Annotated in this window: 28 protein-coding genes; 10 read left to right on the forward strand and 18 right to left on the reverse strand. The window is 69.0% G+C overall.

Annotated features, from left to right (window positions below):
• Positions 1–27 precede the first annotated feature (27 nt).
• The 3 genes from ACZ5BU_RS36160 (at position 28) to ACZ5BU_RS36170 (ending at position 2492) form a co-directional block, all read left to right on the forward strand.
• A complete protein-coding gene (locus ACZ5BU_RS36160; RefSeq protein WP_465705451.1) occupies positions 28–723 on the forward strand; it encodes a hypothetical protein in 696 nt (231 codons plus the stop codon).
• A 75-nt stretch (positions 724–798) separates the two neighbouring features.
• Positions 799–1398, forward strand: a complete 600-nt coding sequence (locus tag ACZ5BU_RS36165) for a hypothetical protein (protein WP_465705453.1) — start codon at positions 799–801, stop codon at positions 1396–1398.
• Between the two features lie 41 nt (positions 1399–1439).
• Positions 1440–2492: an FAD-dependent oxidoreductase gene (locus tag ACZ5BU_RS36170; RefSeq protein WP_465705455.1), complete on the forward strand. Its 1053-nt coding sequence runs from the start codon at positions 1440–1442 to the stop codon at positions 2490–2492.
• Here ACZ5BU_RS36170 and ACZ5BU_RS36175 read toward each other — a convergent pair.
• The 3 genes from ACZ5BU_RS36175 to ACZ5BU_RS36185 all read right to left on the reverse strand — a co-directional run bounded on the left by ACZ5BU_RS36175 (position 2473) and on the right by ACZ5BU_RS36185 (position 5268).
• A complete protein-coding gene (locus tag ACZ5BU_RS36175) occupies positions 2473–3675 on the reverse strand; it encodes an MFS transporter (RefSeq protein ID WP_465705456.1) in 1203 nt (400 codons plus the stop codon). The two genes, ACZ5BU_RS36170 and ACZ5BU_RS36175, sit on opposite strands and share 20 nt — an antisense overlap.
• A gap of 63 nt (positions 3676–3738) precedes the next feature.
• Positions 3739–4773, reverse strand: a complete 1035-nt coding sequence (locus ACZ5BU_RS36180) for an ArsR/SmtB family transcription factor (RefSeq protein ID WP_465705458.1) — start codon at positions 4771–4773, stop codon at positions 3739–3741.
• A 21-nt stretch (positions 4774–4794) separates the two neighbouring features.
• The gene (locus ACZ5BU_RS36185) at positions 4795–5268 is read right to left on the reverse strand and encodes a GyrI-like domain-containing protein (protein WP_465705461.1); all 474 of its coding nucleotides are present in this window, start codon (positions 5266–5268) and stop codon (positions 4795–4797) included.
• 81 nt (positions 5269–5349) lie between these two features.
• Here ACZ5BU_RS36185 and ACZ5BU_RS36190 point away from each other — a divergent pair, with 81 nt between their 5' ends.
• Entirely contained in the window at positions 5350–6624 is a 1275-nt protein-coding gene (locus ACZ5BU_RS36190; RefSeq protein WP_465705463.1) for a glycoside hydrolase domain-containing protein, read from the forward strand.
• On the opposite strand, the gene ACZ5BU_RS36195 is transcribed toward ACZ5BU_RS36190, so the two are convergent.
• A complete protein-coding gene (locus ACZ5BU_RS36195; protein ID WP_465705465.1) occupies positions 6621–6986 on the reverse strand; it encodes a cupin domain-containing protein in 366 nt (121 codons plus the stop codon). The two genes, ACZ5BU_RS36190 and ACZ5BU_RS36195, sit on opposite strands and share 4 nt — an antisense overlap.
• 61 nt (positions 6987–7047) lie before the next feature.
• Between ACZ5BU_RS36195 and ACZ5BU_RS36200 the strand changes: the two genes are divergently transcribed.
• A complete protein-coding gene (locus ACZ5BU_RS36200; RefSeq protein WP_465705467.1) occupies positions 7048–7512 on the forward strand; it encodes a MarR family winged helix-turn-helix transcriptional regulator in 465 nt (154 codons plus the stop codon).
• Here ACZ5BU_RS36200 and ACZ5BU_RS36205 read toward each other — a convergent pair.
• Positions 7502–8080: a TetR/AcrR family transcriptional regulator gene (locus tag ACZ5BU_RS36205; RefSeq protein ID WP_465705469.1), complete on the reverse strand. Its 579-nt coding sequence runs from the start codon at positions 8078–8080 to the stop codon at positions 7502–7504. The genes ACZ5BU_RS36200 and ACZ5BU_RS36205 overlap by 11 nt on opposite strands.
• Positions 8081–8169: 89 nt before the next feature.
• On the opposite strand from ACZ5BU_RS36205, the gene ACZ5BU_RS36210 reads away from it, so the two are divergent.
• Positions 8170–9018 (forward strand): NAD(P)H-binding protein, encoded by an 849-nt coding sequence (locus ACZ5BU_RS36210; protein ID WP_465705471.1) that lies wholly within the window; start codon positions 8170–8172, stop codon positions 9016–9018.
• Here the strand turns inward: ACZ5BU_RS36210 and ACZ5BU_RS36215 are convergent.
• The 4 genes from ACZ5BU_RS36215 to ACZ5BU_RS36230 all read right to left on the reverse strand — a co-directional run bounded on the left by ACZ5BU_RS36215 (position 9011) and on the right by ACZ5BU_RS36230 (position 15358).
• Positions 9011–10279 carry a serine hydrolase domain-containing protein gene (locus ACZ5BU_RS36215; protein WP_465705473.1) on the reverse strand — a complete coding sequence of 423 codons (1269 nt, stop codon included), beginning with the start codon at positions 10277–10279 and terminating at the stop codon, positions 9011–9013. The two genes, ACZ5BU_RS36210 and ACZ5BU_RS36215, sit on opposite strands and share 8 nt — an antisense overlap.
• Positions 10280–10327: 48 nt before the next feature.
• Complete coding sequence (locus ACZ5BU_RS36220; RefSeq protein ID WP_465705475.1) at positions 10328–11167, reverse strand: aminoglycoside phosphotransferase family protein; 840 nt, start codon at positions 11165–11167, stop codon at positions 10328–10330.
• 473 nt (positions 11168–11640) lie between these two features.
• A complete protein-coding gene (locus tag ACZ5BU_RS36225) occupies positions 11641–14454 on the reverse strand; it encodes a DEAD/DEAH box helicase (RefSeq protein WP_465705477.1) in 2814 nt (937 codons plus the stop codon).
• A gap of 10 nt (positions 14455–14464) precedes the next feature.
• Positions 14465–15358: an alpha/beta hydrolase gene (locus ACZ5BU_RS36230; RefSeq protein WP_465705479.1), complete on the reverse strand. Its 894-nt coding sequence runs from the start codon at positions 15356–15358 to the stop codon at positions 14465–14467.
• Between the two features lie 70 nt (positions 15359–15428).
• Between ACZ5BU_RS36230 and ACZ5BU_RS36235 the strand changes: the two genes are divergently transcribed.
• Positions 15429–15899 (forward strand): MarR family winged helix-turn-helix transcriptional regulator, encoded by a 471-nt coding sequence (locus ACZ5BU_RS36235; RefSeq protein ID WP_465705481.1) that lies wholly within the window; start codon positions 15429–15431, stop codon positions 15897–15899.
• Positions 15900–16039: 140 nt separating this feature from the next.
• Here ACZ5BU_RS36235 and ACZ5BU_RS36240 read toward each other — a convergent pair whose 3' ends face one another.
• The 5 genes from ACZ5BU_RS36240 to ACZ5BU_RS36260 form a co-directional block, all read right to left on the reverse strand.
• Positions 16040–16873, reverse strand: coding sequence for a chitosanase (locus ACZ5BU_RS36240; protein WP_465705483.1), 834 nt, complete (start codon positions 16871–16873; stop codon positions 16040–16042).
• A gap of 100 nt (positions 16874–16973) precedes the next feature.
• Complete coding sequence (locus tag ACZ5BU_RS36245; RefSeq protein ID WP_465705485.1) at positions 16974–17846, reverse strand: diacylglycerol/lipid kinase family protein; 873 nt, start codon at positions 17844–17846, stop codon at positions 16974–16976.
• 2 nt (positions 17847–17848) lie between these two features.
• On the reverse strand, positions 17849–18667 hold the full coding sequence (gene tatC / locus ACZ5BU_RS36250; RefSeq protein WP_465705487.1) for a twin-arginine translocase subunit TatC: 819 nt from the start codon (positions 18665–18667) through the stop codon (positions 17849–17851).
• A 22-nt stretch (positions 18668–18689) separates the two neighbouring features.
• A complete protein-coding gene (locus ACZ5BU_RS36255; RefSeq protein WP_465705488.1) occupies positions 18690–18992 on the reverse strand; it encodes a twin-arginine translocase TatA/TatE family subunit in 303 nt (100 codons plus the stop codon).
• 56 nt (positions 18993–19048) lie between these two features.
• The gene (locus ACZ5BU_RS36260; RefSeq protein ID WP_465705490.1) at positions 19049–19240 is read right to left on the reverse strand and encodes a hypothetical protein; all 192 of its coding nucleotides are present in this window, start codon (positions 19238–19240) and stop codon (positions 19049–19051) included.
• A gap of 130 nt (positions 19241–19370) precedes the next feature.
• On the opposite strand from ACZ5BU_RS36260, the gene ACZ5BU_RS36265 reads away from it, so the two are divergent.
• Positions 19371–20561, forward strand: coding sequence for a winged helix DNA-binding domain-containing protein (locus tag ACZ5BU_RS36265; RefSeq protein ID WP_465705492.1), 1191 nt, complete (start codon positions 19371–19373; stop codon positions 20559–20561).
• On the opposite strand, the gene ACZ5BU_RS36270 is transcribed toward ACZ5BU_RS36265, so the two are convergent.
• Together ACZ5BU_RS36270 and ACZ5BU_RS36275 are read right to left on the reverse strand one after the other, a co-directional pair.
• Entirely contained in the window at positions 20558–21529 is a 972-nt protein-coding gene (locus ACZ5BU_RS36270) for a helix-turn-helix transcriptional regulator (protein WP_465705494.1), read from the reverse strand. The two genes, ACZ5BU_RS36265 and ACZ5BU_RS36270, sit on opposite strands and share 4 nt — an antisense overlap.
• The gene (locus ACZ5BU_RS36275; protein ID WP_465705496.1) at positions 21526–22479 is read right to left on the reverse strand and encodes a helix-turn-helix transcriptional regulator; all 954 of its coding nucleotides are present in this window, start codon (positions 22477–22479) and stop codon (positions 21526–21528) included. Before ACZ5BU_RS36275 ends, ACZ5BU_RS36270 begins: the two co-directional genes overlap by 4 nt.
• 87 nt (positions 22480–22566) lie before the next feature.
• On the opposite strand from ACZ5BU_RS36275, the gene ACZ5BU_RS36280 reads away from it, so the two are divergent.
• Both ACZ5BU_RS36280 and ACZ5BU_RS36285 read left to right on the forward strand, forming a co-directional pair.
• Positions 22567–23640: a DUF3866 family protein gene (locus ACZ5BU_RS36280; RefSeq protein ID WP_465705498.1), complete on the forward strand. Its 1074-nt coding sequence runs from the start codon at positions 22567–22569 to the stop codon at positions 23638–23640.
• A gap of 76 nt (positions 23641–23716) precedes the next feature.
• A complete protein-coding gene (locus ACZ5BU_RS36285) occupies positions 23717–24196 on the forward strand; it encodes a hypothetical protein (protein ID WP_465705500.1) in 480 nt (159 codons plus the stop codon).
• Positions 24197–24247: 51 nt separating this feature from the next.
• Here the strand turns inward: ACZ5BU_RS36285 and ACZ5BU_RS36290 are convergent, their stop codons facing one another.
• Both ACZ5BU_RS36290 and ACZ5BU_RS36295 read right to left on the reverse strand, forming a co-directional pair.
• Entirely contained in the window at positions 24248–25225 is a 978-nt protein-coding gene (locus tag ACZ5BU_RS36290; RefSeq protein WP_465705501.1) for an FKBP-type peptidyl-prolyl cis-trans isomerase, read from the reverse strand.
• Between the two features lie 145 nt (positions 25226–25370).
• Entirely contained in the window at positions 25371–26651 is a 1281-nt protein-coding gene (locus ACZ5BU_RS36295; RefSeq protein WP_465705503.1) for a GNAT family N-acetyltransferase, read from the reverse strand.
• Positions 26652–26693: the final 42 nt, after the last annotated feature.

The raw sequence follows: 26693 nt of genomic DNA on the forward strand, positions 1-26693 counted from the left end.
AAGCCGATCTGTGAGGAGCCAGCGGACATGAGTCAGCAGTACCCCGGCGACACCGCCACGATCACCACGCCCGCCGGTGACGCGAGCACCCAGCGGTACGAGGAAGCACGCGCAGCGGCCAGCCGGGCGATGAGCACGATCTCTGTGAACCCGGAGCAGCCGCTGCGGACGCCGCCCGCAGCGGCGGAGACGGCTGACGTCGACGCGGACCTGCTGTCGTACCGCGGGTTCAAGTTCGGCGCCGCGTTCTTCGGCTACCTGATCGCGATCGCGATGTCCGTGCTCCTGATGGCTGCTGTGTCAGCAGCCTCGTTGGGAACCGCGCAGGTGCTCGACTACACGACCAGCGACGCCAAGGCGCAGCCCGGTGCGGCCTTGCTCACTGCGGCCGGTGTCAGCATCTTCATGCTCATGCTGGCGTTCTACACCGGCGGGTACGTCGCCGGCCGCCTGGCGCGCTTCGACGGTGGACGGCAGGGCTTCGGGGTCTGGATGATCGCCCTGCTGGTCGGGGTGATCGCAGGTGGTCTCGGCTGGTTCCTGGACAGCCAGTACAACCTCGTCGACGACATCAACTGGCCGAACGTGTCACTCTCCGACAACACCTTGCTGCTGGGTGGCGTCGCCGCAGGGGCCGCGTTGCTGTTCGTGACGCTGCTGGCCGCTCTCGTGGGCGGCAAGGCCGGACAGCGTTACCACGACCGCATCGACAAATTGCTCTGAGCCGGACCGTTCCGTCGGTTTCTCCACCGGGTACTTGACAAGTACACGGGGCTTGTCCGGTGAGGAGAAGCTGACATGACGCAGCAACATGAAGAAGACACCCGGGTCGAGCGACTCGGGCCGTCCGAGATGTACAACGACGATCGGCCGGCGCCCGCTTCGGAGCAGGTGGAGCCGTCACGCCGGCGCTCCGCGGGTGGTGCCACGTTCTACGGCTGGCTGGTCGCGATGGGCATGATCGCGCTGCTGACCGGGATCGTCGGTGCGGTTGCGGCCGCCGTCGACTACGCGATCACGATCAACTGGAACGCCGCCAAGGGCAGCGCCGGTACGGCAGGCACCGTCGGAATCGTCTCCGTCGTGGTCCTGCTGCTGATCCTCGCGATCGCCTACTACGCCGGCGGGTCCGTCTCGGCACGGCTGGCCGGGGCACACGGCGCCCTGCACGGGTTCGGGGTCTGGTTGCTCGGAGTGGTCGTAACCGCGATCGTCGCCGGGCTCGCAGCGATGGCCGGCTCGGAGTACGACGTACTGAACCGGGTGGACCTGCCGTCCGTGCCGATCGCGGACAGCACGCTGACCGCCGGCGGTCTCGTCGCGGTGGCGGCCGCCGTACTCGTCACTTTGATCGCCGCGGTTGCCGGCGGCCGGGCGGGACTGCGGCGTACCGAATAGCCCGCGGGAAGACCTGAGCCTGGCTCCGCGTTGATCGTCGTGTGCTCGAAGTAGCGGTGATCGGTGCGGGTCAGGCTGGGCTGTCCGCTGCGTACCACCTCGTACGACTCGGTTTCACGCCGTACGACGAGGTGGTCGTACTGGACCGCAACGCGGAGCCGGGTGGTGCCTGGCAGCACAGGTGGGACTCGTTGACGATGCACGACGTCCACGGGATCGCCAACCTGCCTGGCGTACCCGTGCCGTCCAGTGTCGGCGCGGAGCGGGCGAACCAGTTCGTACCGTTGTACTTCGCCGACTACGAGAAGCGGTTCGAGCTGCCTGTCGTACGGCCCGTAGCGGTCGAGAGTGTGCGGGAAGTCGACGGCGGGTTCCAGCTGGACACCTCCGCGGGTAGCTACTCTGCGGCGGCGCTGGTGAACGCGACCGGGACCTGGGACCGGCCGTTCATTCCGTGGTACCCGGGCATCGAGACGTTCAAGGGACAGCAACTGCACACTGCGGACTACGGTGGCGCGGCTGAGTTCGCTGGACAGCACGTGCTCGTTGTGGGCGGTGGGGCGTCCGCCGTACAGCTGCTTGCGGAAATCTCCGAGGTGGCGGCCACTACGTGGGTTACGAGACGTCCTCCTGAGTGGCGTACTGGTGAGGACTTCACGCCGGAGTACGGGCGTCAGGTCGTAGCCAGAGTCGAGGAACGCGTCCGGGCCGGTCTGCCGCCGCGTAGCGTCGTCAGCGTGACGGGACTGCATCTACGAGAGCAGGAGCAGTCTGCGTGGGCACGGGGCGTCTACAACCGTCTACCGATGTTCTCGCGCATCACACCCGACGGCGTGGAGTGGGCCGACGGCAGTACGCAGCACGTGGACACCATCCTCTGGGCGACCGGCTTCCGCGCCGAGCTCGCCCACCTTGCTCCACTGCACCTCCGTGGGGCGTCCGGTGGTATCCGGATGAACGGCACCGCCACCGTCGCGGACCCACGGATCCAGCTCGTCGGCTACGGCCCGTCGGCCAGCACCATCGGAGCGAACCGGGCCGGCTTCACCGCCGCCCGTGCACTCCGCGACCTCCTCAAGCCGCTGGCTGCATAGCCCGTTCCGGCTCCCGTACGACGACAGGTACGAACAGTCCGGCCACCAGGAAGACTCCTGCGGTCAGCAACCAGCCCGGCCAACCCCAGGACACTGCGACCGTCGTGATGAGCAGCGGCGCCACCAGGTCACCGATCTGGTGGCCCATGGCGTAGGCGCCTTGGTACTGCCCTTGGGCACCGGGTGGCGCCAGCTCGAAGCTGATCCCCCAGCCGCCCGCAGACTGCAGCATTTCACCCAGTACGTGTGTCAACGCGGCAGCGATCAGCAGTCCGATCGTGACCGCACCGGACGTCGCGTCGGACAGCGCCAGCACCAGGCAGGTGATCGCCAACAGCAATCCCGCGCGCCGACCGGCGCGGGCAGCGCCTGTGAGCTGCTCGGTGCCGCGCGAGATCCGTACCTGCAGCAGGATCACCGCGGCCGAGTTGAGCACCAGCAGCACGGAGATCATCCACCGTGGCGCGTCCGTCGCCGTGGCGACCCACAGTGGGATGCCGACCTGCGCCAGCGCACCGTGCATGCTCAGTACGCCGTCCAGCCCGACGAACACCAGGAACCGCCTGTCGCGTATCGCTGTCAGCCCTGACGGGCCTGCCGCGGCCGGCACCTTCTCGACCGCGGGCATCCCGAAGCGCACCAGCCCGGCCGTCACCACGTACGTGGCCGCGTTCGCCAGCAGCGCTACAACGTACACCTCGCGCCGGTCGACTGCCAGCACCACTCCGGCGGCTGCCATCCCGACAGCCATGCCGATGTTCGTGACGACCCGGAGGATCGCCCTGGTCCGCACCCGTTGGTCGGCCGGTGCGACGCCCGCGATCAGCGCACCCTTCGCGCCACGCTGCCCCGAGTCGGCGACAGCGGTCACTGCGGCCACCGCGACGTACCAGCCGAACGACCTGACTTGAGTCAGTGCGCTCATGGTGAGCGCTTGAAGCAACAGGAACCCGACGTACGCGCGATTGGGGCCGAGGCGATCTGCGACGACACCGAGCGGCGTACTTGTCACCAGTCCGGCCAGCGCGGCGATCGTCAGCCCTACACCGACGTGAGCGACGGACAGACCGACGGCCCTGGTCAGGTACAGCGCGCCGACCGCTGCGTAGACGCCGTTCCCCAGGGTGTTGACGAGCGTCGCGGCGATCAGCCGCCGGACGGCAGGCGAAAGAGAGGAGGTCACAACTGCTCATCCAACAAGCGGCTGCCGGGCGGCGCGGTTGGATTGCGGACTTCCGTCAATCCGTCAGCGCATGATCAGAGTCAGCAGGTCGGCGCCCAGTGTCGTCAGGGCGTTGTTGTCGAGGCGGTAGGCGACGAAACGGCCCTCACGTTCGGCTGTTACCAGGCCTGCTCTGGTGAGGGCGCGGAGATGACGGGTGACCTGCGTGGGGTGCAGGCCCCACAGCGCGGCGATCTCTCCTGCGGTACGGGGCTCGCTGGCCACCGCGCGGCAGACCTGGAGGCGGTCAGGTGATGCCAGCGCGTCCAGGCGGGCGCGGATCTGCTGTGCGGTCGGTACGTCGGCCGCTCGGCCACCGGCCGGGTACAGGATCGTGATCGGCTCGCCGGGGATCTCGCCCACGAACAGGTGCGGCGCAATGTAGTTGCTGGGGGCAAGCAACAGCGAACGGCCACTGATGTCGATCCGTTTGCTCTGCACCTTCTGTACGACGACGCTGTCCGCGTCCCGTACGTCGATCGACGCGTCCAACGAGCGCAGCATGACGCCCACACCGTCACGTACTGCCAGGTCGCGGTCATGCCGGCCACGGGCCGCCAGGGCGTCGCGTGAGTCGTTCCAGACGTCACGGAACCACTCCTGCCAGCAGGCGTCCAGCAGGTCGGTAAAGCGCCGTACCGGCTCTGCAGGTTCTTCGAGGAGCGCCTCGACCAGCACCGCAGTCGACCGGCCGCGACTGCGAGCCCAGTGGAGTACGGCGGTGTTGTCGGTGGAGCGACTGCTCAACGGGCGGCCCCGCAGCGGGCGGACGAGTTCCGCGGCCACCTCCCCCGGTGGGCGGTTCCTGAGCGCGGTCAGCTCGTCGTCCCACGACGGCATGCCTGTCGCGGCAGAGGTCGCGAAGAAGCGGGCCCGGACCGCACGGACGGTCCAGGCCCACTCCGCGAGCTCTTCACGTACGTCGGTCGGCAGCGGCACAGCAGCCGCCCAATCGGCGCGGTCGTGGTGAACGGGCTCAGCCAGCACGTGCAGAGCTGAGCCGAGCTCGATCAGCGGTGAAGCGACATGGCGGATCCGCTCAGGCTCGAGCCGGCTCACGCCTGCCAGGACGGTCGGCACTCAGCTTTTCAGTTTGAACTGGAGGTCGGTGACCCAGTCGTTCATGTCGGGGACCTCGCGTGGGTCCGAGCGGTAGATCTCCAGGCGGGCGGTCCAGCGATCGCCGTTGGCATCCCATTCGACGCCCTGCTCCTCGCCCCACGCCAGCAGGTCACCGGTGGCTTGCACCAGACCGTCGGGGTGCCCGTGATACGTGGTGGTCGCGTACCGGCCGGCCGGGATGACGCCGGTGACGATCTCGCCCTCGCCGGAGCGCAGGTCGTCGACCGGGAACCCGATCTCGAGCGTCAGCTCCCCGTCCATGTCGACCACGTCGTACTTGAAGAACGGCGCGTCGTTCGGCGCGATCTCCTTGGCCGCCAGCCAGTCGATCACCTCCCGCAACCGGTCCGCGAACGCCGCGATCCCGTCCATCGCCACGGTCCCCCGCAGCGCGACGTACGGCCGCTCCTCCAGCTCCACGATCTCCGGCATGACGATCCTCCGAAACTCGATGTTGTCCACAACCTACCGGAGCAGCGGCGACGCGCGGTGTACTGAGTGCAGGGGGTCCTCATGGTCAAGTTGCTCGCCGCGGTTCTCGCGCTCTCGCTGATCGGCCTACCGGCGTACGCCGAGCCGACGACGCCGATCACCTACAACGCCGGGACGACGGCAACCCGGTACACCGGGCCGGCGTTCGACACCTGTACTGCGCCGACAGTTGCCCAGCTGACCGCCTGGAAGGCCTCGCCGTACAGGGCGATCGGCATCTACATCGGCGGTGTGAATCGGTCCTGCGCGCAACCGCAGCTCACCGCGGCCTGGGTCACGTCGGTGACCGCCATGGGCTGGCGGCTGGTGCCGATCTATCTCGGTCTGCAGGCACCGTGTGGGACGAGGAAGTTCAAGATGTCGACCACATCGTCCAACCGGGATGCGGTCCGGAACGCCGACGACGCGGTCGCCCCGGCCAAGGCGCTGGGCATTCTGCCGGCCAGTGCGATCTACAACGACATGGAGAACTACGACAGCACCAACGCCATCTGCCGCTCGGCCGTCCTGCACTACCTGTCCGCGTGGACGAAGGAGCTGCACCTGCAGCGCTATGTCGCCGGTGTCTACGCGAACCTCGGCTCCGGCGCGCCCGACCTCGCAGCGGCGTACAACTCGAGCTCCTACGCCCGCCCTGACGCCCTGTGGATCGCGCGCTGGGACGGCAACAGCTCCCTCACCGGCTGGGCGGGCGTGCCGAACGCGTTCTGGGCGGTCGGGCAACGCGGCAAGCAGTACCAGGGCGACCACACCGAGACGTACGGCGGGGTGACGCTCAACATCGACACCGACCGCTTCGACGCACCCGTTGCGAGCGTTGCCTACCGCTACACCGTCCGTACGACGATCCACTCGTACAGCGGGCCGTCCACGGCGTACCCCGTCCGCTCGACCATCGCCGCCGGTGCGGCGGTACGCCTCGTGTGCCAGACGTTCGGGCCGACGGTCGGTACGACGACGGTGTGGGACAAGCTGATCGACGGTACGTACGTCACCGACTACTACGTACGTACGCCGAACAAGCCCGGCTACAGCGCACCGCTGCCCGGTTGCAGCTTCCCGTTCCAGACGACGATCAACGGCCTGTCGCGGCGGCACGGCCCGGGTACGGCGTACGCGACGTACCCGAGCACACTGCCGATCGGTTCACTCGCCTGGGTCACCTGCCAGGCGCCTGGCTCCAAAGTCGGCACCACAGCAGTCTGGGACCGTCTGAGCGACGGGAGCTGGGTTACTGACTACTACGTCGCCACAGCGAGCAATACGACGTACACCGCACCTATCCGTCGCTGCTAGTTCGCCCACGGCGGCTGGACCGCCGTACCGTCCGCCATGTAGCCCGTGAACCCCGCAGTGATCGCGACGATCAGCTCTGCCTTCTCCTCGCCCAGGTTGGTCAGCGAGATCGGCTCACCGGCCGGTACGACGACGGCGTCGCCCGGGCCGAGCTTCTCCTCGCTGAGCTGCACGCTGCCGCTGAGCACCATGAACACCTCGTCGCGGTCCAGCGTGTGCGGGGCATCGCCGCCATGGCCGACGTCGACGGTGAGCCGCCACGTGCACAGCCCGGCCGAACCCCGGGCCGGTGCGGCGTACCCGGTGAACTCGACCCCCGGCAGCTGGAACCGCGGTGCCTCGGCCGCTCTGATGACCTGCATCGTTCCCCCAATCATTTAGTCAAGCTGACTTGACCAAGTCAGCTTGACTATCATGACCGGTATGACGCGTTCGGGCAAGACCGATATCGGCATCCTCCTGATCCTCGCGGACCAGGAGTTCGTCCGCGAGCTCCGCGAGTACGTGACCGGCCAGGGCTTCGACGACCAGGGCAGGTCGGACGGCTTCGTGCTCCGCACGCTGCACGACGGCCCGACCACGATCACCCGGCTCGCCGAGCGCCTCGAGATCACCAAACAGGGCGCCGGCCAGATCGCCGACGACATGGAACGGCGCGGGTACGTCGAACGGCTCCCCGACCCGTCCGACGCCCGCGCCCGACTGCTGCACCTCACCGACCGCGGCCGGGCCGCCCTGGCCGCGGCCCGCCGCTTCCACCAAACCTACGAACGCCGTCTCCGCAAACGCCTCGGCGACGCCCGAGTCGACGCTCTCCGCGACGTACTGACCGAAATGGCCGGCGAGGCCCAGGTCAACACCCCACACTTCCGGGCACTCATGTTCTGAGGCCCGCAACCAGGATCGAGATGCCGCGACCACGCGAGCGCTCGGGCAGCGCCTGCTCCATCACGAGGACACCCGAGACGATCGCGTGCAACTCGTCGGCATCGACATCTGTACGCACTTCATCGGCCTCCTGAGCCCGCCGCAGCAAGGCCGCGAACGCCCGGTACACCCGCTCGGCCGGCTCACTGACCGCGGCGGGGAGTGCGCCACGAGCCCGGCCGGGATCAGCCTGCTCCCCGTCACCCAGCGCAGCAGCCAGCGCGAGATTCCGGGCGGCGTCCTCGACAACCCTTTCCAGGAAGCCGAAGAAGGCCTCTGCGGGGTCGGCTGCCGCAGAGAGGTCCTCGGCAACCTCGGCGAGTCCGGTCAGCCGGTCACCGATCACCGCCGCGATCAGCGCGCCCTTGGTCGGGAAGTGGCGGTGCAACGTGCCCGGACCGACACCCGCACGTCGAGCCAGGTCGTCGAGACTCACCCCCGGACCGTCGGCGGCAAAGACCTCGCGCGCCACCTCGAGGATCCGGTCCCGGTTGCGGCGCGCATCCGCACGCAGCGGCCGATCGGTCACTGGACACACCTCCCTTGATAAACGGGGCGAGCGCCCCGTATAGTTCCAGGAACCGGGGCGAGCGCCCCACTTTAACCGATGGGAGCACCATGATCCTGGTCACCGGAGCGAACGGCGCGTTCGGCCGCCGTGTCGTCGAACACCTTCAGGACCGGCCCGCGAAGGTGGGCGTCAGCGTTCGTGAGCCGGCCCGCGCGGCGGACCTGGCAGCCAAGGGCGTCGACGTACGGCAGGGAGACTTCGACGCCCCCGAGACTCTGGCTCAGGCGTACGAGGGCGCCGAGACCATCCTGATCAACGCGACGAACTACGGGTCAGCGGTCAGCGGCAGGATCGTCGGCCAACTGTCGCCCGCCATCCAGGCCGCCAAAGCGGCTGGCGCCGAACGCCTCGTCATCACCACGTGGCAGGACCTGGACAACTGCCCACTGCCATACGCGCAGGACTTCCGCACCGTCGAGCACCTGGCCAGGGACGCCTTCCCCTCGGCGACCGTACTGCGGCTGACGTACGGTGTGGCGGCCTCGGTCGCCCGTGACGTCCAATGGGGCACCGCCACGGGACTACTGACCGCACCGGCCGGTACCGCACGCATCGCCCCGGCCGCGACCGACGACCTCGCGGCAGCCGCGGCGAACGCCGTACTCGCGGCAGAAGCCGCAGCACGGACGTACGAACTGACCGGCCCCGACACGATCGACTGGAACGACCTGGCCGGCCTCGCCGGTGTCGAGTACCGAGCGATCGACGACGACCAGTTCCGCGCGCAGGCCGAGGCTGCCGGCTTTCCCCCGGCCGCGATCGGAATGCTGATCGAGTACTACGCGGCATTCCGATCCGGCTGGGCCGGCACACCGACCACCGACCTGGCCGACCTTCTGGGCCGGGCGCCCGTGTCGTCGCTGGATGCTGTCCGACGGGCTGTGAGTTCTAGCTGAAGTACTGCGGGAACAGGTCGTGGGTCGGCCAGGACCTCACGCCGTTTGCCGCGGTCCACATGGCCGCGTCGATGTCGCCGTACGACTTGCCGCTGGCGTCGTCGCGGCGGTTGAACAGGGCGGCCCAGCTCATGCCGTTGGACGTACGGACCAGCAGCGTGTACGTACCGGGCATGCTGCCGGTGTGCCACGTGTTGCGGCCGGTGCCGCCGGTGACCGGGCGGATCTGCCAGCCGAGACCGTAGTACCAGCCGTCTGCGTTCACACCGATCGACGGCTTCGCCCAGACGCGGCTGAGCGACGTACTGTTCAGCACACTCGACGGCGCGTCGAACATCTTCGCCCAGCGCACCAGGTCCGGCGCGCTCGCGATCCAGCCGCCGTTCGCGTCCTGGATCCGCATGCTGAACGTGCCGTACGGCGCGGGCACCGTCTTACCGGTCATGTCGAGCACCGTCGGCCCGGAGTACTGCGACTCGTACGACGTCTCGCCGGTGTGCTTCGCGATCGAGTACCCGAGCGCCATCCGGTTGATCTTCAGCGGCGCGAGCAGCTTCTGCTTCACGTAGTTCTCGTAGCTGAGCCCGCTGACCTTCTCGATCACCCGGCCGGCCAGCGTGTACCCGAAGTTCGAGTACGCGTACTTCGTCCCCGGGTCGAAGTCGAGCTTCTGCCCGGCGACGTACTTGATCACGTCGACCTGGTGCAGCTCCATCGGGACGCCGAGCGTCCGGGAGATCGTTGCGTCCTTCCACTCCGGGTCGCCGGAGACGTCCCGGTCCCAGCCGCCGAGGTGCTGCAGCACCTTCCACAGCGTGATCTGCGACCAGCGCGGGTCCCGGGTCAGCCCGGTCGCCGGCACGATGTCGATGATGTTCGCAACCGGCGTCGACAGGCTCACCTTCCCGTCCTGCACCAGCTTCACGATCGCCGCCGCGGTGAACGACTTCGACAGGCTCGCGATCCGGAACAACGACGTCGGCTGTACGGTCAGCGCGGTCGACGTACTGTAGCCGCGGGCAAGCACCAGCCGCCCCTTGTACGTCACCGCGACCTGCCCGCCCGTGATCCCGCGCGCCTGCATGAACGCCTTCATCTGATTGTCGAAACCGGCCAGCGCCGGCACCGCGGTACCAGTCGCCTTCCAGGTAGCGGCAGCATCAGCAGGCCGCCCGATCAGATAACCGGCCCCGGTACCCACCGCAGCGGTGGCACCAGTAGCAACGGCCAACTTCCCGAGATTCCGGCGCGACAACTCCACGAACGTCTTCTCCTTCAGCGCAGGGGGGCGTACAACCCGGAAAGTCTTTCACCCAAGAGGTCTACTTCCCGGCATCGTCAAACCAGCGACGGCTTCGGCTGCTCGGAGTGTGTCCCTGCCGAGGGGCTGAAGATCGATCTGCGTGCAGAGCAGTCCGGTCGACACCCGCTCGATCACGCCCCATTCCCAGATGGCCACGGGATCGAGACCCGTCCGGGCGGCCAGCCAACGGGCCCGGTCCAACGGGTCACCAGCGAGCAGCTCGACCGGGTCGCCACGCATCAGGACACCCAGGTCGTACTCGGCCTCCGCAAGGAGACCGTCCGGATCGACCAGCTTGAAGCCGCCGTCGCTCTGCAGCGCGTTCAGTTGGTGTACGTCGCCGTGGACCAGTACGGCTTTCTCGTCGCGGTGCGCTCGCTCCCGCCGGCGGGCCGATACGAGAGCGTGCTCGACCGCCTTCTCGGAACAGGGGTGATCAAGTTCCTCCCACAACCTCGCGATGAAGTCGGCGAGCCACCGGGCCTTCTCAGCACCGCTGGGCAGCCCACAGTCCGGCGCGGGTCGCCAGATGCGAGCCGCGGTGTCGCACAGAATCTCAAGACGACTCGAGAGCGGCAGGCCAAGCTCGAACAACGGCCGCCCCAGTCGTTCCATGAGCAGAGCGCCCCGATCGGCGTCATACCGGTACAGCGCCGGACATCCTTCACCGCCGACAATGCGCAACACCGTCGCCTCGTGGGAGGCATCGTTCCCCGCCCCCGGCACCAGCACCTTGAGAACCGCCGACGTTCCGTCCGCCAAGGTCGCCTCAGCCACGAAGGCCTCAGACCCACCCGTGTACGGCCGCCCCACCACGATCGCCCAGTCAGCCTCAAGTCCCGACACCAGCACAGGCAGCCGCTCAACCCAGTCCCCAAAACCACCAGCCCGAGCCTTACGACGCACAGCCTCCGGTACGTCGATCACCCCCGCAGTCTCACACCAAACCCCAACCACAGCACACGATTTAGCCAACCACCGCCTGCGCCCTGCACTCTGGCCCTGGGCCCAGTTGTCAGTACAACTGCCGACGGCGAATGGGCCGACGCCCGACGGACATCACCACGCGAGCCTCCGTGCGGACCTCCAGCGCCAGCGCCGCGATTGCCGACGACACCCTGGGGAGCATCCTCTACTCGATCCGGGAAGAAACCCTCCCCACCTCGACACAACCGAGCCCCGCGCCAACACAGCCAACACGAAGCGCCCCCGCCCACCACGCCATCACCGACGCATACGCCCGGCGAGGCAGCGGCAGCACGCCGCCGAAGGCGGCCAGAAGACAGCCGCCGCGGAGCGGTGTCCTTTGGGTGGTGGGGCTAGTCGACGACGGTGGCGTAGGAGATTACGCCTCGGCGGATTTGGTCTACTACGGAGCGGGCCGTGGAGCGGAGGGGGGTGGGGCCGGCGGCGTCGGCTATTTGTTCGGTGAGGTCTATGAGTTGTTTGACCCAGCGGACGAAGTCGCCGGCGGCCAGGTCGGACTCGTACAGGACCTCGGCCAGTGAGGCGCCGGAGGCCCAGCGGAAGGCGGGCCAGCAGAAGTTGAGGTCCATCGAGCGCAGGAAGTCCACCCGCATGTCGCGCTCCAACGCCGACAGGTCGCGCCAGATCGAGCCCATCCGTTCGATGGTGAGTCGTACGTCGCCACGCGGCAACCGCGGCGACGTCGGCTCGTCCTTCGAACGGGACTCGTACACGAGTGCCGCCAGGCAGGCCGCCAGCTCCGGCACCGTCAGGTCGTCGAAGACTCCTTGCCGGAGGCACTCAGCCGCGACGAGGTCGAGCTCGGTGTAGATGCGGGCGAGCCGGTCCCCCGCCTCGGTCGTCTTGTCGCCGTCCAGGTAGTGCAACGCGTCCAGCACCTGGCACACCCGGTCGAACTGCCGGGCGATGGTGTTCGTCCGCTGCTCGATCTTGCGCTGCACGTCGCGGTTCTCGCGGTCGAGCCGGAAGTACCGTTCGGCCCAGCGGGCGTGGTCCTCGCGGTCCGAGCAGCCGTGGCACGGGTGAGCGCGCAGCTGAGCACGCATCTCCTGCAGCTCCGGGTCGTCCGCGTGCGCAACCACGTCCCGATGACGCGACGACGGCGGGCCGTCCTCGCCGAGCAGGTCGGTGCGGGTCCGCAGTACCTGGGCGAGCTCGCGGCGCTGCTGCGGGTTGCGCGGGTTGAACTTGCGCGGGATCCGCAGGACGCCGATCGCCTCGACCGGCGCCGGGAAGTCGACCATCGACAGCTTCCGCACCTGCCGGTCCAGCGTCAGCACGGTCGGCCGCGGCCCTTCACGTTCGGACCGCATACCCGGGTCGAGCACCAGCGCCCAGCCGGCGCTCCGGCCGGCCGGGATCCGGATGATGTCGCCGGTCTTCAGCTTCTCGATCGACTCCTGCGCCTCGACCCGCCGGTCGAGCTTGCGGCGCTTCGACCCGGACGCCTCGCGGTCACCGATCCGCCGGCGCAGCGCTGCGTACTCGAGGAAGTCACCGAGGTGGCACTCGATCGACTCCTTGTACCCCTCGAGCGCCTCGGTGTTGCGCTGCACCTGCCGCGCCAGCCCGACGACGGCCTGGTCGGACTGGAACTGCGCGAACGACAGCTCGAGCATGTCCCGCGCCCGCGTCCGCCCGACCTGGCGGACCAGGTTGACGGCCATGTTGTACGACGGGGAGAACGAGGACCGCAGCGGATACGTACGCGTCGACGCCAGGCCGGCCACCGCCCGCGGGTCGAACCCGGGCTGCCAGAGCACGACCGCGTGCCCCTCGACGTCGATGCCGCGCCGGCCGGCCCGCCCGGTGAGCTGCGTGTACTCCCCCGGTGTGATGTCGACGTGCGCCTCGCCGTTCCACTTGGACAGCTTCTCGAGTACGACCGTCCGCGCCGGCATGTTGATGCCCAGGGCAAGCGTCTCGGTGGCGAACACGACCTTGATCAGCCCGCGCGCGAACAGCTCCTCGACGACCTCCTTGAACGCCGCCAGCATGCCGGCGTGGTGCGCCGCGATCCCGCGGGACAGCGCCTCGGCGAAGTCGTGGTACCCGAGCACGCCGAGGTCCTCGTCCGGGAGGTCCGCCGTACGCTCGGCCACCACCCGCTTGATCTCGTCGCGCTCGGACGGCTTGGTCAGCCGCAGCCCGGACCGCAGGCACTGCACGACCGCGTCCTCGCAGCCCTTGCGGGAGAAGATGAAGAAGATCGCGGGCAGCAGTGCACCCGCGTCGAGCTCCTCGACGACGTCGGAGCGGTACGGCGTGAAGTGCGTCTTGGCCGGCCGGTTCTTCGGCAGGTCCCGCCGGCGCCGGGGTTTGCGCGAGTCGTCGCGGAAGATCCGGCTGTCGTCGCGGGCGATCCGGACGAGCTGCGGGTTGACCAGATCGCGTACGTCCGCCTTGCCTGCAGCCTTGGCCGGGTTCCCTGAGCGCCCCGACGCGGGAGCGCCGACCCGAGCGGTCGGCGCCTCACCGGCGAACAGGTCGTGCAGCCGCTTCCCGACCATCACGTGCTGGAACAGCGGCACCGGCCGCTTCTCCTCCAGGACGACGACGGTGTTGCCGCGGACGGTCTCCAGCCAGTCGCCGAACTCCTCCGCGTTGCTCACGGTCGCCGACAGCGAGACCACCGACACCGAGTCCGGCAGGTGGATCAGCACCTCTTCCCAGACCGCGCCGCGGGCCCGGTCGGCCAGGTAGTGCACCTCGTCCATCACGACATACGACAGACCGAGCAGCGTCTGCGATCCGGCGTACAGCATGTTCCGCAGCACCTCGGTGGTCATCACCACGATCGGGGCCTCGGAGTTGATCGAGTTGTCGCCGGTGAGCAGCCCGACCTTGTCGGCGCCGTACCGGCTGACGAGGTCGCCGTACTTCTGGTTGCTCAGCGCCTTGATCGGGGTCGTGTAGAAGCACTTCTGCCCGCGCTCCAGCGCCAGGTGTACGGCGAACTCGCCGACCAGGGTCTTGCCGGAACCGGTCGGCGCCGCGACCAGCACCTGGTGCCCGTCCTCGAGGGCGGCGCACGCGCGCAGCTGGAACTCGTCCAGCTTGAAGTCGTAGAGCGCCCGGAACTCCTTCACGGCGGGATGCTCCTGGTCCGAGCGGAACACGGCGTATTTCTCGGACGGGGTGCTCATGGACACCAATCTATGCGACCCCGCCTACAACTTTGTCGCGGAGGCGGTTCGTGATGAAGGTCGCCGCGTGGTCGAGGGCTTCGTCGGCCTCGGGGAGGAGGCCGGCGAAGTACTGGAACACGTGCGGTGCGCCGGCGATCACGTCGAGGCTGACGTCCACCTCCTGCTCGGCGGCCCGCGCCACCAGGCGGAGCGAGTCGTCGAGCAGCACCTCGGCCGATCCGACCTGGACGAGCAGCGGCGGCAGGCCCGTGAGGTCGGCGAGGACCGGGCTGGCGAGCTCGTTCGTCGGATCCGTACCGGCCAGGTACAGCTCGGCGGTCTCCTCCACGTTCGGGCGGCTGAACAGCGGGTCGTAGTCGCCCCGCGCGTCGATACTCGGCCCGGTCAGTGCGAGGTCGGTCCACGCCGAGAACAGCACCGTCCCGACGGGCATCGGCAGCCCTTCGGCCCGCGCCGCGATCAGCGTGGCGAGCGCGAGCCCGCCACCGGCCGAGTCGCCGGCGATCACGACGGGCTGATCGGACAGCTCCCGGTACGCCGCGAGCGCGTCGTGCACCGCCGCCGGAAACGGGTGCTCGGGCGCGAGCCGGTACTCCAGCGACACCGCCGGTACGCCGCTGCGCCGGGACAGCGGCGCCGCCAGGTTCGCCCCGGTCCGCGCCGAGCCGATCACGTAGCCGCCGCCGTGCAGATACAGGATGACGCCGGGCTTGTCCGCGCCGTCGACGCGTACGTCGAGCGCCGGTACGCCGCCGATCGTCCGCTCGGCGAGCGTGACGTCGTCGCCCAGCGGGAGCGACCCGAACCTGGCGTCGAACTCGGCCCGCTGCTCCTGCGGCGACCGGCCGACCTCGCCCTTGGTGATCATGCTCCGCGCATCCGCGCGTTCTGCAGCGCTCATGGTTCGTCTCCCAGTGATAGATTCCGAGGAATATAGTTCTCTTCAACTACATTCCAAGGAATCTAATTCCGTGACTGATCTCACAGCATTGTTCACGGACCTGGTCCGGTTGGAAACGCGTTTGTACAACGCGCTCGACGCGCGACTGAAGGCCGAGCACGACCTGCCGCTCGGCCAGTTCGAGTTCCTCCGCTTCATCGCGTCCCGCGAGACCGCGCGCGTCTTCGACCTGGCCGGCGAGATGGCGATCACGGTCGGCGCCACCAGCAAGGCCGTCGACCGGCTCGAGGCGGCGGGGCGCATCCGCCGCACGGCGAACCCCACGGACCGCCGCTCCTCACTCGTCGAGCTCACCGCAGAAGGCCGTCGCGCACTCGAGGCCGCGACACCAACGGTCGAGGCCGAGCTACAGACCTGGATCGGCTCGGTACTACCGGCCTCGGTCGTCGACCAGCTGTCCACGAGCCTCGCGATGCTCCGCCAGCGCGCTGAGCTCGACCCGCGCACGGACCGCCACCACTCATCAACCGCAGGCAGCTGACGCGCCCCACGCTCAGCCACGACCAGCGGGCGGGTCCCTGGAGCGGGTTGGTGAGTGACCCAGGTCCGCCCCGGACATGAGGCAGCCGGGCTCCCTTCCCTGGTGGTCGATGAGAGCCCGGCTGCGGTTCGTGGTGCGGCCTAGTCGATGTGGTACGGGTCGCCGTACACCTTCCAGTCCAGCGGGGTGTTCAGGTCGAGGTTGCCCTTCTTCAGCCAGACGCGCTGCGCGGTGTCCACCCGGCTGGTGTCGCTGTGCGCCTCCTCCTGCTTCATCGCCCAGACGCGCGCGTCCAGGAACGCGTTGAGCCAGGTCGTCTCGTTACCGCCCTGCGACGGCGGCTTCGCGTGACCCAGCGCGCGCTTGCGGATCCCGCCGAAGCTGGTCGAGTCGGTCCCCGGACCGTGCATGACGATCGCGTCGTAATAGCAGAACTGACCGAGCGTACGAACGCCGTCCGACTTGCCCTGCTTGACCGCCGGGTTGAAGTACACCCGGTCGCGCTCGTCGTTCTGGCACTGCTGGAACACCGAGTCCTTGGCCGCGGTCCTCCAGTCCTTGGTGAAGTTCGGGTCGAGACCCTTGTGCGAGTCGCTGCCGTTCACCTTGCGCAGCGCCGGCAGGTACTTCGCCAGCACGTTGCCGGACTTGCGGTCGGTGTACAGCTCGACCAGGTCGAGCATGTCACCGGTCCCGGAGCAGAACCCGATGATGCCCGCGGTGTACCCGCGGCCGTCGTCGATGTCCTCGATGTACTTGTACTGCGCCTTCCAGTCCAGCGACGAGTTCTCCGCGCTGCAGACGATCTCCATCGCGATCTCCTTCTTCGCGGGATCGTCGAGGCCGGTCGCCTTCACCGATACCGCGGCGTCGGCGTGCGGCGCGTAGCGGGAGGCGGCGAGCCCGGCGGCCGGGACCGCTGCGAGGGACAGGCCGAGCAGCAGCGTGGTCCGGCGGGTGGGGCGGTTCTCCATGGGGTCCTCCGAGGGGCGTCCGAGGAAATGAACTGTTAGGAAGCTTTCCTATCAGACGAAGCCCATGGATGAAAACACCTCGGAACCTTGTGATTTCGTCTCAGTGGAAGACGGTCAGGGCGCCGGGCGCGATCCCGATGTCCACCGGCAGCGGCCCCAGCGGCTCTCCGTCGGCGTACGCCGTGATGCCCGGCGACTCGATCCGGACCGACCGGCCGCGCAACGCGTGCACTGCCGGATGGCCGACGTGCGTGCCCTTCGACAGCTTCGGGAACAGCTGCAGCAGGGTCATCCGGGACACCGGCTTGATGATCGTGACGTCCAGCAGCCCGTCGTCGATCTCGGCACCGGCGCAGATCTGCAGTCCCCCGCCGTACGTCGGGCCGGTGCCGACCGCGACCAGCATCGCCCTGGTCTCGACGATCTGGTCGTCGACGGTCACGACGTACTCGAGCGGGGTGAACGTCCGCAGCTCGGCGAGCGTCGCGACCGTGTAGCGGGAGCTGCCCTTCGGCCAGGACATCGCGTTGGCGCGCTTGTTCACCAGTGAGTCGAAGCCGCCCGCGACGACCGTGGTGATGAACTCGTCCTTCGCGACCGCGAGGTCGATCGCGCGGGTCCGGCCCGCGATCACCAGGTCGGCCGCGGCGCCCGGGTCCTTCAGCGGTACGCCGATCCCGCGGGCGAAGTCGTTGCCGGTACCGGCCGGGATGACGCCGAACGGCATCCCCGAGTTGGCCAGCACCTGCGCACCGAGGTGAATCGTGCCGTCGCCGCCGATCAGCGCGACCGCGTCCGCACCGGACGCGACCACCTCGGCCGAGATCCTCCCGACGTCCTCCGCGCACGTGGTGGTGTGTACGTCGACTGTCAGCCCCGCGGCCGCCAGCCGCTCCCGCACCGCCGGTGCGATCCGCGCACCACGACCCCTACCGCTGGAGGGATTGACCACCAGCGCGATCCGCCGACTCATCTCTAGTCCGCCAGCAGCTCGTCGTTGCGGACCTTGCGGCGTTTGTCGTTGATCCGGGCGATCACCTCGGAGGCGAAGAACAGCACGCACATCGGGATCGCCAGCAGGCACATCGTGAACGGGTCACCGGACGGCGTCGCGACGGCGGCGAACACGAAGATCACCAGGATGATGTACGGCCGGAACTTGGCCAGCGCGGACGACGGCACCACGCCGACCATGTTCAGCAGCACCACGACCAGCGGGATCAGGAACGCGATCCCGAACACCAGCAACGTCCGGATCACGAAGTCGAGGTACTTGCCGAGCTCGATCAGGTTCTGCACCTGGTCCGGGGTGAAGCCGAGCAGGATCTGGATACCCTTCGGCAGCGTCCAGTAGCCGAGCGCGATACCGGTCGCGAACAGCGGCGCGGCGATCGCGGCGAACAGGTAGGCCCACTTCTTCTCGCTGCGGTGCAGGCCGGGCGCGATGAACGCCCAGAGCTGGTACAGCCAGATCGGGCCGGCCACGATCAGGCCGAGCAGCGCGGACACCTTGATCCGGAACGTCAGCGGGTCACCGACACCCTGGAAGGTGAGCTGCGGCTTCAGGCCGCGGTGCTCCGCGAACGGCTTGACGGCCGTCTCGAACGGGTGCTTCAGGATCTCCAGGGCCTGGTAGTACACGAACCAGGCCACGACCGTGCACACCACGATCGCGAGCACGCTGATGAGCAACCGGTTGCGGAGCTCGACGATGTGCTCGCGCAGGGTCATCCGACCCTCTGGGTCCTTCGGGCGGCGGTCCTCGTTCGCCTTCCGTCGCCCGAACTTCACCATCGACACAGGTGGGGCGTTCTGTTCAGTTCGCCGTGTGCGTCGGCGGCAGGCCGTCGCCCGGCGCCTGGCCGTTCGCCTGGTTCGGCTGCGCCTGCTGGACCGGCTGCTGAACCGGCTGGACCGGCTGGGCCGTGGCCTGCGAGGCCTCTTCGGTCAGCTCGGCGTCCTTCTTCTTGGGGCCGACCTCGTCTTCCCAGATCTTCTTCGACTTGCCGAGCTGCTTCACCAGCTGCGGCAGCTTCGCCGATCCGAACAGCAGCACGACGATCGCGAGGATGACGAGCCACTCTGCGCCTTGGGGCATACCGAGGAGCGGTGCTGCCATGTCGATCTCCCTTTCAACATCAACTCGGGACTCGAGCCTGAGTTCGTGGCCGAATACTACGCCGGGGCGTGCGTGTCCTCACGGGTCTGTCCAGACCCGGCCCCGGACTGCGCAGCGTCCAGCTTGGAATGGGCGGCGACCAACTCACGCGTCAGTGCCTTGCCCTGGCGCCACAGCTTCAGCGCGAGCAGGGCGAGGACGATCGTCCACACCACCACCACCGCGACGAAGAGCAGGAACCAGTACATACCCAGGAGCCTAGCCGGTCCCGGCCCGCGGCCCACGACCCGCGGTGCGTCTCCGCGGACAACGGTGCCGGAACGTGATGGTAAAACCGAGTGTCGCGCAGGGTGCGTACGAACTGGTCGAGGGGTGCGGATGAGACGGATCGGGGTCGCGGAGCGGCAGGCACGGCTCGGGCGCCGGCACCGGCTGGGCGCGGGCTGCCAGGCGGCGGATCCGGTCGAGGCGGCGGCGTCGATGGTCGCCCTGCACGCGACCGATCCGGCCACGGTGCACCTGAGCGTCGCGGCCCGCGTACCAGGGAGTGAGGTCGCGAGTACGGAACGTGCACTGTACGACGACCGCACGCTGATCCGGATGCTGGGCATGCGCCGTACGGTGTTCGTCGTACCGACGCCGTTCGCGCCCGTCGTCCAGGCCGCCTGCACGGACGACATCGCGGTGAAGCAGCGGAAGTTGCTGGTGAAGCACCTGGCCGAAGCCGGGGTCGCCGAGGACGCGGAGATGTGTGGGCACTGGCTGGCGGCGGTCGAGGAGTCCACGGCGACCGCACTGGCGTTGCGGGGATCAGCCACTGCGCAGGAGCTGTCTGCGGACGAGCCTCGGTTGCGGACGCGGTTGAACATGGCCACTGGGAAGTCCTACGCGGCTCAGCCTTATGTGACGAGCAGGGTCTTGTTCCAGCTGGCTGCTGAAGGGCGGATCGTACGTGGGCGTCCGCTGGGCACGTGGCTGAGCGGCCAGCACCAGTGGTCGCCGTCTGCGGACTGGCTGCCTGGCGGGCTCAGCGACAAGCCGCCGGCGGAGGAGGCGCGTACGACGCTCGCACGGGCGTGGCTGGGGTCGTTCGGCCCTGGTACGGCGGCTGACCTGCAGTGGTACGCCGGTTGGACGCTCGGGCAGACCCGCAAGGCATTGGCAGCCGTGCGGGCCGTCGAGGTCGAGCTGGACGGTCAGATCGGGTACGTGCTGCCTGATGACGAGGATCCGGAGGTCCCGGTTGATCCCTGGGTGGCGTTCCTGCCGGGACTGGATCCGACGCCGATGGGGTGGAAGGAGCGCGACTGGTTCCTCGGGCGGCACAAGTCCAAGCTGTTCGACAACACCGGGAACATCGGGCCGACGATCTGGGCCGACGGGCGGATCATCGGCGGCTGGGGGCAGCCCGAGTCCGGCGAGGTCCGGTACGAGCTGCTCGAGGACGTCGGCGCCGACGTGGCCGCGCTCGTCGAGACCGAGGCCGACCGCTGGACCAGCTGGCTGGCCGGGGTCCGCGTGACCCCCCGCTTCCGCTCCCCGCTCGAGAAGCAGCTGAGTCAGGGCTAGAGGTCGTACGCCGAGAGCGCGTCGCGGGCGGTGGCGGCGATCCGGGTGCTCAGGTCGGGTGGGTCGAGGACCGTGGCGGCGCCGCCGAGGCGGAGGACCAGGCGCTGCAGCCAGTTGGTGTCGGCGACCCGGAGCTTCACGATCAGCGAGTTCTCGGGGCCTTCCTCGACGGACTCGGTCGGGTAGTACTCCGCGACCCAGCGCGCGGGCGGCGCGAGCCGGACGGTCGCGAGCAGGTCCCGCTCGGAGGGCTGGAACATGCCGTTCGACAGGTCCCGCGGGGTCGCCTCCGGCGGCGGCTCGCTCGGCAGGTCGAGGAGCTTCACATCGGCGATCCGGTCCAGCCGGAAGAGTCGTACGTCTTCGGCCAGGCGGCACCAGGCCTCGAGGTACGTACGCCCCTCGGAGACCACGAGCCGCATCGGGTCCACGTCCCTTTCGGTCGTCTCGTCGCGGGACGGCACGTCGTACGTCAGGTGCAACCGGCGCTTGGTGGCCAGCCCTCGGTTCACGATCTCGGCGATCTCCGGCGCGGCCGGCTCCACGTGGACGTGCGCAGCGGCACCTTCACTCGCCGCGGCGGCCTCGCCGGCGGCCCGCTCCAGCTTCCCGATCGCGCGGTCGACCGCGTCCCGGTCCGGGCCGGCCGTCACCTCGCGAAGCGTGCGGAGCGCGGTCAGCAGCGCGAGAGCCTCGTCCGCGGCCAGCCGCAGCGGGCGGGCCAGGTAGTCCGCGTTGTTGATGTGGATGACGCCGTCGCCCTCGGCCGACTCGATGTCGATCTCGATCAGGTCACCCATCTGCGCACCGGGCAGCCCGCAGAACCACAGCACCTTCAGGTCCGCGATGATCTGCTTCGGCCGGACGCCGAACTCCTTGGCGACGTCGTCGACGCGGGCACCGTCGTTCTCCCGCAGATACGGCACAAGGGCGAGCAACCGCTGCACCTGATCGCGAGCGCTACTCATCCGGCCACCGTCCGCAGCCGCCACAGCACACCGTCGAGTACGTCGCCAGGTCCCTCGACGACCGCGTCCGTTCCGTACGACGCGATCTCCTCGGCGAGCACGGAGGAGTCGGCGTACGGGACGTGCAGCAGGTCCCAGCCGTCCTCGTACGGCTCGATGGCGTTCGCGCGGCGGCGCAGGCTCACACAGGAGCCGGTGCGCGCGCGGACCTTCGCCTCGGACGTCGGCCGCGGCGGCGCCAGCTCGGTCACCAGCGACCGCAGGTCCGTCCCTTCCGGAACGGTGAACGCGCCGGGCTCCCCCACCGTCTTCACCGTGCCGGGGATCCGCGACAGCCGGAACATCCGGGTCGCCTCGCGGTCGCGGTCGCGGCCGACGACGTACCAACGGCCGTGCCACGACACGATCCCCCACGGCTCCAGCGTGCGCGTGGTCGGCTCGGAGGCCCCACTGCGCAGGTGCTGGAACCGGACCGCCTGACGCGCGACGACAGCCGCCCACAGCGGGTCGAACGCCGGCTCGGACGCGCCGACATGCGGCTCGATCGCGCTCAGCGCCGACTGGTCGGTCTGGATCCCGGCCGCCTTCAGCTTCAGCACCGCGGACGTGGTCGCCTCGGACAGCCCCGCGTGCTGCCACACGCGCGCGGCGACGCCCAGTACAGCGGCCTCGTCCGGCTCCAGGTGGACCTCGGGGAGCTCGAAGACGTCGCGACGGATCCGGTACCCGACGTCGTCGGAGAAGAACTTGTCGATCGTGCCCATCTCGATCGGGATGCCGAGCTCGCGCAGCTCGTCCTTGTCCCGCTCGAACATCTTCTCGAACGCGTCGTCGGTCTGCCCCGCGTACCCCTCGACGACCTCGCGGATCCGCTCCTTGGTCACATAGGTGCGCGCGACCAGGAGGCAGATGACCACGTTGAGCAGCCGCTCACTCTTCCGCGCCGACACCCGACCACCTTACGGCCTCCGGGCGTGCAAAACCCGCCTTTCCGCACCGAAACTTCGAACACCGGTTCGACCCAGTAGGGTCAGACCGTGATTCGTTGGCGGGACGGTGTGGTCGCACAGGTCGGGCGGAGCTGGGCCGGGGCCCTTGAGCTGACGGTGACGGTCGGGGCACAGCCTGTGCGCGCTCTGGCGTACCCAGACCTCGTTGGTACGCCGGTTGTGGGCGACCGCGTGCTCTTGAACGTGGGCGCGCTGGACCGGGGTCTCGGGACGGGCGGTTACGCCTTGGTGGTCGCCGTACCGGACCGGCTGCCGGCGGATCCGCCGGAGCACGGACACCTGGTGAAGGCTCGCTACACGCCGCTGCAGGCCATGGTGATGGGAGCGGACGAGCAGGACTCCCCCGACCACGACGTACTACGAGACGCAGACGAGCTCTTCGGTACGCCCGTGGTCGTCGCAGACCTGCACTCCGCGCTGCCGGCTGTCCTGGCTGGTGTGTACGAGGCTCGGCCGACCACACGCGTCGTTTACGTGATGACGGACGGCGGTGCACTGCCGCTGGCGTTCTCTCGGAGTGTCGCGGCGCTGCGGGATGCCGGCTGGCTCAGTGGCACCGTCACGGTCGGTCAGGCGTACGGCGGAGACCGTGAGGCCGTAACGGTCCACACCGGGCTGCTAACCGCAGTACAGGTTCTCTCCGCCGAGCTGGTCGTGATCACGCAAGGACCGGGCAACCTGGGCACCGGGACGCGCTGGGGCTTCTCCGGGGTGCAGTCAGGTGATGCGGTCAACGCAATCGGCACACTGGGCGGCCGGGCCGTCGCTTCGCTGCGCATCTCCGAGGCGGACCCGCGGCCACGTCACCGCGGCATCTCTCACCACAGCCTGACGGCGTACGGCCGCGTAGCGCTCCAGCCGGCCGACGTCGTCGTACCGGACCTGCCAGGGGACTTCGGTGACGCCGTACGCGATGCCGCAGAGCCGCTGAAGGCACGCCACCGCGTGGTGCGCGTGGGTGTCGACGGGCTGTACGAAGCGATGCTGGCAGCCCCGGTGAAGCTGTCGACGATGGGCCGCGGTCTGGACGAGGACCGCGCCTACTTCGAGGCCGCAGCCGCCGCCGGCCGCCACGCCGCCGGCCTCGTGGACCTCCACTGAGCGGTGGGTTCAGGTCTACCCGGGGTGGGGTCGCAGCACTCCTGATCGGGACGGTCCGCGCGGCGACAGTTGGGGTATGAACAGCACCAAACACCGCAACCTCACGATTCACGACGTGGCCAGGCCCGCGCCGCCGCTGGCTGTCCGGGGCGCGACCACGTTGTGGCTCGCCGCAGTCGGTGCCGGTGTCGCCGAGTCCGTCCTCGGAGTCCTCGGCGCGATCGCCGACGGCGCTCCGGTCCTCGGCCTGTTCGTCCAGATCGCGTTCCGCGCGATCGTGTACGGCGGCCTGTTCGTCGTCATCGACCGGTACTTCCGGCCCGGCGTGCGCTGGTCCCGCTGGCTCCTCACCGGCCTGCTCGGGACCGTCGGCATCGGGTCGCTGGTGGCCGGCCCGATCGGCTGGCTGCTCCACAACGGCGACGTCGGCACGATCCACTGGACCGCGTCGTTCATCGCGTTCACCGCGATCCGCTGCGTACACATCACCGCGGTGATCACCGCGATCGTGCTGAGCTTCCACCCGGACGCGAACCGCTGGTTCCGCCGCCGGTGAACGCAGAAGGACCGGCTCCCACGCCAGGGAGCCGGTCCTTCAGGAAGCTTCTTACTGACCCGTCTGCTTCGGGGCCGGGAAGGCGTTCAGGATGTCGATCACCACGAAGGCGTTCAGAGTCTTGCCGGACGTCTGGTCCTTCGACGACGGGAGCTCGACGAGGACGCGGCTACCGACCGGGATGCCGGCGAGGCCGTCCAACGGTCCGGTCTGGCCGCTGGCATTCGGGCCGACCAGAAGCCCCTGGTCGGTCGGCGCAGCCGGCTGAGCGGGGCTCTGCGCAGTGGCGGGCTGCGGGTCCCAGGTGCTCCCCTGCTTCTTGCCCGTGTAGTCGTAGATGACGAACCGGCCGACCAGCTGGTCGCTCTTCTCGATCGGCTTGCCGTTGCCGAGTGCGAACACGACCGGCTTGCCCGGCTTGGCCGGAGGCTTGGTACCTGCGGCGACCGTCACCTTCGGCTCCGCGTTCAGCGGGCCGCTGACCGTGATCTTGGTCGGCGTCGACGGGGTGACCGGCTTCGCGTCCAGCGGCGTGTCGTTGCCGGCCGCGGCGACCAGGTCGACGACGAAGATCAGCGTGTCGTCGCCCTTGATACCCACCTGCTCGTTGCCCTGGGACTTGTAGCCCTTGTCGGACGGGATCGAGAGCAGCACGCGGCTGCCGATCTTCTTGCCGACCAGGCCCTCGTCCCAGCCGGAGATGACGCCGCCGACCCCGATCGGGAAGGACGACGGCGCGCCGCGGTCGTAGGAGTTGTCGAAGACCTTGCCGTCGCGCCAGATCTGGCCGAGGTAGTTCGCGGTGAGCAGCTCACCCTTCTTCACCTCCGGGCCGTCGCCCTCCTTGAGGACCTCGGTCACCAACTGCTTCTCCGGGTCACCCTGGCGGTGCGTGATGGTCGGCTTCTGCCCGAAGTCCGAGGTCACCTTGATGCCGGCGGCGTCGAACTCGTCCTTCTTGCCCGATCCGCACGCCACCAGGGACGACCCCAGCGCCGCAACCACGACCAGACTCAACAACTTGCGCACGAAACCAGCACCTCGAACCATCCCGGCGCCGATAGTGCGCCGCTTGCCTCCGGTCAACAACGCGGACCACCCTAGCTGGCTGGTTCAACATGGTCTGCAGGCGCCCGAGTCACCGTTGCGTCACACCACGCACAGTCACTGGGGTTCAGAAGCCCACAGCGTTGTGCGGAGCACGATCCGGCCGCAGCAGCGCGTCCAGCCGGGACAGGGCTCCGGGCGTGCGTTCGGTGATCCGGCCGGCGTACGCCAGTTCGCTCGCGCGCACTCCGCCGAGGTAGAGGGAGCCCAGCTCGTTCACGCTCAGGCAGGCATCCGCTTCCTCGTCCACGGGCTTGCAGGTCGCCCCATCCGGCGCTGCGTCCAGCCGCCAGCGGCCGCCGCCGTACAGGTCGTCGGACACGTCCAGTACGAGTGAATCCGTCGCGGCGTACGTGCGTGCCTCGAGAGCCCGCGGTACGTCGAGAACGCGCAGCCACAGGTTGTCGCGGGTCCTGGTCAGCCTGAGCGCCCGTGGGTTCGTCAGCATCCACCGCAGCGGCTCGTCGACCGGGCGTCGCGCGGCCACGACCCGCTTGGTCAGGTCGAAGTCCAGCAGCAGCCCCCACAACGCCCGGTACGCGTCGGACGTCAGCGCCTCGAACGCCTCCACCTGCAGTACGCCGGCGTCGGCCGGGTCCGGTGCCCACGGCAGCCGGAAGATGGCAGCGCCGTCCACCGCACCCGTCCCATCTCGATGTACCAGGTGGTGCGCCACGCCCCGGCCGTCCGCCGGCAGGTCGCCCAACCCGTCCCACTTGCCCGGCAGCGGGCTGATCTCTCCCACGCGCCGAGCCCGCACCTGCTCGTGCAGCACCGGCCACACCTCAGCCGCCACCACAGCGTCGACCAGGTCGAGCGCACCGGAGTCCGTGAAGTCGTCCCGGAACGCGGCGTCCGTACGGCGTACCTCCCAGCGGTGCTGGAACGTCGCAGGCGAGAAGCCGTACCGCCCGTAGATCGTTCCCTCACTGGCGCTCAGCCCGGCCAGGAACTCCCCGCGCTCTCGGCAGTCGTCCAGCATCGCGGACATGATCTGCCGCAACAGCCCACGTCGCCGGTACGTCGGCAGTACGGCCGTCGACGTCACCCCGCCAAGCGCCACCTGCCGGCCGCCCGGCACGGTGAGCTGTACCGAGACGATCGCCGACCCGCCCGCGATCTTCCCGTCCACGAACGCGGCCTGTGGGCGGAACCAGTCCGCCTGCAGCTCCTCGACGTACCGCTCGATGTCGGCGGCGGTCTTCGGAACCTGCGGCGGCCAGGCCGCGCTACCGGCGTACCAGGCCGACGGCTCAGGCTCTTCTTGCGGGAAGCCGTTCACGTACGGCAGGACGCGCAGGTACTCAGCTGTCTCGGCACGGGTCACCGGCCGGATGTCGATCGCCATGTGCCCTTTCTAAGCAGCACCTGGCGACCGAGCACTTCATTT

The sequence above is a fragment of the Kribbella sp. NPDC031520 genome, from assembly GCF_055580825.1.

Coding starts and splice junctions, on each gene's coding strand:
- ACZ5BU_RS36195 (WP_465705465.1), bottom strand. CDS start 6,986: ATGCAGGTCATCAGAGCGGCCGAGGCACCGCGGTTCCAGCTGCCGGGG.
- ACZ5BU_RS36230 (WP_465705479.1), bottom strand. CDS start 15,358: ATGAGCGCTGCAGAACGCGCGGATGCGCGGAGCATGATCACCAAGGGC.
- ACZ5BU_RS36260 (WP_465705490.1), bottom strand. CDS start 19,240: ATGTACTGGTTCCTGCTCTTCGTCGCGGTGGTGGTGGTGTGGACGATC.
- ACZ5BU_RS36270 (WP_465705494.1), bottom strand. CDS start 21,529: ATGAGTAGCGCTCGCGATCAGGTGCAGCGGTTGCTCGCCCTTGTGCCG.
- ACZ5BU_RS36160 (WP_465705451.1), top strand. CDS start 28: ATGAGTCAGCAGTACCCCGGCGACACCGCCACGATCACCACGCCCGCC.
- ACZ5BU_RS36185 (WP_465705461.1), bottom strand. CDS start 5,268: ATGCCGGAGATCGTGGAGCTGGAGGAGCGGCCGTACGTCGCGCTGCGG.
- ACZ5BU_RS36295 (WP_465705503.1), bottom strand. CDS start 26,651: ATGGCGATCGACATCCGGCCGGTGACCCGTGCCGAGACAGCTGAGTAC.
- ACZ5BU_RS36210 (WP_465705471.1), top strand. CDS start 8,170: ATGATCCTGGTCACCGGAGCGAACGGCGCGTTCGGCCGCCGTGTCGTC.
- ACZ5BU_RS36200 (WP_465705467.1), top strand. CDS start 7,048: ATGACGCGTTCGGGCAAGACCGATATCGGCATCCTCCTGATCCTCGCG.
- ACZ5BU_RS36240 (WP_465705483.1), bottom strand. CDS start 16,873: ATGGAGAACCGCCCCACCCGCCGGACCACGCTGCTGCTCGGCCTGTCC.
- ACZ5BU_RS36285 (WP_465705500.1), top strand. CDS start 23,717: ATGAACAGCACCAAACACCGCAACCTCACGATTCACGACGTGGCCAGG.
- ACZ5BU_RS36225 (WP_465705477.1), bottom strand. CDS start 14,454: ATGAGCACCCCGTCCGAGAAATACGCCGTGTTCCGCTCGGACCAGGAG.
- tatC (WP_465705487.1), bottom strand. CDS start 18,667: ATGGTGAAGTTCGGGCGACGGAAGGCGAACGAGGACCGCCGCCCGAAG.
- ACZ5BU_RS36245 (WP_465705485.1), bottom strand. CDS start 17,846: ATGAGTCGGCGGATCGCGCTGGTGGTCAATCCCTCCAGCGGTAGGGGT.
- ACZ5BU_RS36190 (WP_465705463.1), top strand. CDS start 5,350: ATGGTCAAGTTGCTCGCCGCGGTTCTCGCGCTCTCGCTGATCGGCCTA.
- ACZ5BU_RS36255 (WP_465705488.1), bottom strand. CDS start 18,992: ATGGCAGCACCGCTCCTCGGTATGCCCCAAGGCGCAGAGTGGCTCGTC.
- ACZ5BU_RS36165 (WP_465705453.1), top strand. CDS start 799: ATGACGCAGCAACATGAAGAAGACACCCGGGTCGAGCGACTCGGGCCG.
- ACZ5BU_RS36265 (WP_465705492.1), top strand. CDS start 19,371: ATGAGACGGATCGGGGTCGCGGAGCGGCAGGCACGGCTCGGGCGCCGG.